Source organism: Nocardioides islandensis, from assembly GCF_015352455.1.
GTDB classification, from domain to species: Bacteria; Actinomycetota; Actinomycetes; order Propionibacteriales; family Nocardioidaceae; genus Nocardioides; species Nocardioides islandensis.
The window spans coordinates 1-5,271 of record NZ_JADKPN010000027.1 but is presented as its reverse complement, the minus strand read 5'-3'; the positions used below and the strand labels follow the sequence as shown (position 1 = coordinate 5,271).

At 57.2% G+C, this 5,271-nt stretch carries 2 rRNA genes; both read left to right on the top strand.

Annotated elements, in window-relative coordinates:
• Window positions 1-154: 154 nt before the first annotated feature.
• Window positions 155-1,706: ribosomal RNA gene (locus tag ISU07_RS23640) — 16S ribosomal RNA — on the top strand.
• A gap of 396 nt (window positions 1,707-2,102) precedes the next feature.
• Window positions 2,103-5,249, top strand: a 23S ribosomal RNA gene (locus tag ISU07_RS23635).
• Together the 16S and 23S rRNA genes form the textbook arrangement of a ribosomal RNA operon.
• Window positions 5,250-5,271 lie beyond the last annotated feature (22 nt).

Genomic DNA, 5,271 nt, shown 5'->3' with positions numbered 1-5,271 from the left:
GCGTCTGATTTTTGAGAACTCAACAGTGTGTCATTTAGTCGACGAATTAGTTTGTCATGCCCTGATCTTTTTGGTTTGGGTTTGATGTTTGTTTTTTACGGTTGACAATGATTCTGGCTTTGAATGCTAGTTTCGTTTCGGCCGGGTCAAGTTTTCGATGGAGAGTTTGATCCTGGCTCAGGACGAACGCTGGCGGCGTGCTTAACACATGCAAGTCGAGCGGAAAGGCCCACTTGTGGGTACTCGAGCGGCGAACGGGTGAGTAACACGTGAGTAATCTGCCCTTCACTTGGGGATAACGTCCAGAAATGGGTGCTAATACCCGGTACTCCCAGGTCCACGCATGTGGGTGTGGGGAAAGGTTTTTCTGGTGGGGGATGTGCTCGCGGCCTATCAGCTTGTTGGTGGGGTAATGGCCTACCAAGGCTTTGACGGGTAGCCGGCCTGAGAGGGTGACCGGCCACACTGGGACTGAGACACGGCCCAGACTCCTACGGGAGGCAGCAGTGGGGAATATTGGACAATGGGCGGAAGCCTGATCCAGCAACGCCGCGTGAGGGATGACGGCCTTCGGGTTGTAAACCTCTTTCACCATTGACGAAGCTGCATCTTTTTGGGTGTGGTGACGGTAGGTGGGGAAGAAGCACCGGCCAACTACGTGCCAGCAGCCGCGGTAATACGTAGGGTGCGAGCGTTGTCCGGAATTATTGGGCGTAAAGGGCTCGTAGGCGGTTTGTCGCGTCGGGAGTGAAAACCTCGGGCTTAACTCGGGGCTTGCTTTCGATACGGGCAGACTAGAGGTATGCAGGGGAGAACGGAATTCCTGGTGTAGCGGTGAAATGCGCAGATATCAGGAGGAACACCGGTGGCGAAGGCGGTTCTCTGGGCATGATCTGACGCTGAGGAGCGAAAGTGTGGGGAGCGAACAGGATTAGATACCCTGGTAGTCCACACCGTAAACGTTGGGCGCTAGGTGTGGGATCCATTCCACGGGTTCCGTGCCGCAGCTAACGCATTAAGCGCCCCGCCTGGGGAGTACGGCCGCAAGGCTAAAACTCAAAGGAATTGACGGGGGCCCGCACAAGCGGCGGAGCATGCGGATTAATTCGATGCAACGCGAAGAACCTTACCTGGGTTTGACATACGCCGGAAAGCGCCAGAGATGGTGCCCCTTTTTGTCGGTGTACAGGTGGTGCATGGCTGTCGTCAGCTCGTGTCGTGAGATGTTGGGTTAAGTCCCGCAACGAGCGCAACCCTCGTTCCATGTTGCCAGCAGGCCCTTCGGGGTGCTGGGGACTCATGGGAGACTGCCGGGGTCAACTCGGAGGAAGGTGGGGATGACGTCAAGTCATCATGCCCCTTATGTCCAGGGCTTCACGCATGCTACAATGGCCGGTACAAAGGGCTGCGATGCCGTAAGGTGGAGCGAATCCCAAAAAGCCGGTCTCAGTTCGGATTGGGGTCTGCAACTCGACCCCATGAAGTCGGAGTCGCTAGTAATCGCAGATCAGCAACGCTGCGGTGAATACGTTCCCGGGCCTTGTACACACCGCCCGTCACGTCACGAAAGTCGGCAACACCCGAAGCCCATGGCCCAACCCTTAGCCCTTGTGGCGGGGAGGGAGTGGTCGAAGGTGGGGCTGGCGATTGGGACGAAGTCGTAACAAGGTAGCCGTACCGGAAGGTGCGGCTGGATCACCTCCTTTCTAAGGAGCACACACCCTCCCGTTGATTGCGGGGCGCGCGTCGGGCATCCGTCCTGGCGGCACTGGGGTGCTCACTAGTGGAATCGTCGACGTTGAGAACCGTCCACCGTGGTGGCCGGCGTCTAGTACTGCCTGTCCAGCTTGCTGGGTGGGTGTGGAACGGGGCTGGTTGCCGGTCGGGGGTCGGGCCGGGGAAACCGGGTGGCACGCTGTTGGGCCCTGAGAGATCAGGCGCTCCTGGTGGATACCAGGTGGTTGGCCGGTTTGCTCTGTGGTTGTTTGGTTGTTGGATAGTGGACGCGAGCATCTTTGTAGCTGTTTGCTCAGATCGAATTCACCGGTCTCGTTTTGCGAGGGCGGTGTTTTGACCTGTTTTTGTTGTGTTTGTGTGTGTGGCGACAAGCTATGAAGGGCGTATGGTGGATGCCTTGGCATCAAGAGCCGATGAAGGACGTAGGAGCCTGCGATAAGCCCTGGGGAGTTGGCAACCGAGCTGTGATCCGGGGGTGTCCGAATGGGGAAACCTGGCTGGAGTCATGTCCAGTCACCTGCACCTGAATGAAATAGGGTGTTGGGAGGGAACGTGGGGAAGTGAAACATCTCAGTACCCACAGGAAGAGAAAACAATTGTGATTCCGTGAGTAGTGGCGAGCGAAAGCGGAAGAGGCTAAACCATGCACGTGTGATACCCGGCAGGGGTTGCGTGTGTGGGGTTGTGGGGCCTGTCTGACCAGTGCTGCCGTGCTGGTGCGGAGTAAGAAACTCATCGTGAAGTTGAAGTCCGTTGGAAAGCGGTGCCGGAGCGGGTGATAGCCCCGTAGACGTAAGCGATGGGCTCCGTTGGGCGGGTACCCGAGTATCACGGAACTCGTGAAATTCCGTGTGAATCTGGCGGGACCACCCGTTAAGCCTAAATACTCCTTGATGACCGATAGCGGACGAGTACCGTGAGGGAAAGGTGAAAAGTACCCCTGGCGGGGAGTGAAATAGTACCTGAAACCATGCGCCTACAATCCGTCAAAGCCTTATGCCATTTCGGTGGTGGGGGTGATGGCGTGCCTTTTGAAGAATGAGCCTGCGAGTTTGTGTTGTGTTGCGAGGTTAACCCGTGTGGGGGAGCCGTAGCGAAAGCGAGTCCTAAGAGGGCGTTTTAGTAGCACGATCAAGACCCGAAGCGGAGTGATCTATCCATGGGCAGGTTGAAGCGACGGTAAGACGTCGTGGAGGACCGAACCCACCTAGGTTGAAAACTGGGGGGATGACCTGTGGATAGGGGTGAAAGGCCAATCAAACTCCGTGATAGCTGGTTCTCCCCGAAATGCATTTAGGTGCAGCGTTGCGTGTTTCTTGCCGGAGGTAGAGCACTGGATAGCCGATGGGCCCGACCAGGTTACTGACGTTAGCCAAACTCCGAATGCCGGTAAGTGAGAGCGTGGCAGTGAGACTGCGGGGGATAAGCTCCGTAGTCGAGAGGGAAACAGCCCAGACCATCAGCTAAGGCCCCTAAGCGGTGACTAAGTGGAAAAGGATGTGGAGTCGCAGTGACAACCAGGAGGTTGGCTTGGAAGCAGCCACCCTTGAAAGAGTGCGTAATAGCTCACTGGTCAAGTGATTCCGCGCCGACAATGTAGCGGGGCTCAAGTCATCCGCCGAAGCTATGGCATTCACGCGATACCCAAGCCGCCAGCTTGTCTGGTTGGTTCAGGGGCGTGGATGGGTAGGGGAGCGTCGTGTCGCCAGGGAAGGTCCGGAGTGATCCAGGGCTGGAGGCGACACGAGTGAGAATGCAGGCATGAGTAGCGAAACACGGGTGAGAAACCCGTGCGCCGAATGATCAAGGGTTCCAGGGTCAAGCTCATCTGCCCTGGGTAAGTCGGGACCTAAGGCGAGGCCGACAGGCGTAGTCGATGGACAACGGGTTGATATTCCCGTACCGGCAACGTGACGCCCATGACGAACCCGGTGATGCTAACCACCCAAAGCCAGCACCTAGCGCCCTTCGGGGTCGCGGGAGCTGGGGGAGCGTGGGACCCGAACCGGTAGTAGTCAAGCGACGGGGTGACGCAGGAAGGTAACCGGACCGTGGCGATGGTAGTCCACGGCTAAGGATGTGGCCCGCACGGTAGGCAAATCCGCCGTGCTCACTTGGATGTGGAGGGTGAGGTCTGATGGGGACCCCGATAGGGGGAAGCCGGCGATCCTATGCTGTCAAGAAAAACCTCTAGCGAGTCACGCGCCGCCCGTACCCCAAACCGACTCAGGTGATCAGGTAGAGAATACCAAGGCGATCGAGCGAACCATGGTTAAGGAACTCGGCAAAATGCCCCCGTAACTTCGGGAGAAGGGGGGCCCGATCCGTGAACCCACTAGCTGGGGGTAGCGGTGAGGGCCGCAGAGACCAGGCCCAAGCGACTGTTTACTAAAAACACAGGTCCGTGCGAAGTCGTAAGACGATGTATACGGACTGACTCCTGCCCGGTGCTGGAAGGTTAAGAGGACCTGTCAGCCCACTTCGGTGGGTGAAGCGGAGAATTTAAGCCCCAGTAAACGGCGGTGGTAACTATAACCATCCTAAGGTAGCGAAATTCCTTGTCGGGTAAGTTCCGACCTGCACGAATGGAGTAACGACTTGGGCGCTGTCTCAACCATGGACTCGGCGAAATTGCAGTACGAGTAAAGATGCTCGTTACGCGCGGCAGGACGGAAAGACCCCGGGACCTTTACTATAGTTTGGTATTGGTGTTTGGCACGGCTTGTGTAGGATAGGTGGGAGACGGTGAAGCTCGGACGCCAGTTCGGGTGGAGTCAACGTTGAAATACCACTCTGGTCGTACTAGATATCTAACCTAGGTCCGTGATCCGGATCAGGGACAGTGCCTGATGGGTAGTTTAACTGGGGCGGTTGCCTCCTAAAGAGTAACGGAGGCGCTCAAAGGTTCCCTCAGCCTGGTTGGCAATCAGGTGGCGAGTGTAAGTGCACAAGGGAGCTTGACTGCGAGACTGACAAGTCGAGCAGGGACGAAAGTCGGAACTAGTGATCCGGCGCCCACGTGTGGAAGTGGCGTCGCTCAACGGATAAAAGGTACCCCGGGGATAACAGGCTGATCTTCCCCAAGAGTCCATATCGACGGGATGGTTTGGCACCTCGATGTCGGCTCGTCGCATCCTGGGGCTGGAGTAGGTCCCAAGGGTTGGGCTGTTCGCCCATTAAAGCGGCACGCGAGCTGGGTTTAGAACGTCGTGAGACAGTTCGGTCCCTATCCGCCGCGCGCGCAGGAAACTTGAGAAAAGCTGTCCCTAGTACGAGAGGACCGGGATGGACGAACCTCTGGTGTGCCAGTTGTCCCGCCAGGGGCACCGCTGGTTAGCTACGTCCGGACGTGATAACCGCTGAACGCATCTAAGCGGGAAGCACATTTCAAGATAAAGTTTCCCACAGGACAAACCTGGTAAGGCCCCCCACAGACTATGGGGTTGATAGGCCGGAGGTCTACAACAGCAATGTACAGCCGACCGGTACTAATAGGCCGAGGGCTTGTCCCACACCCACCATGCACACCAAAAG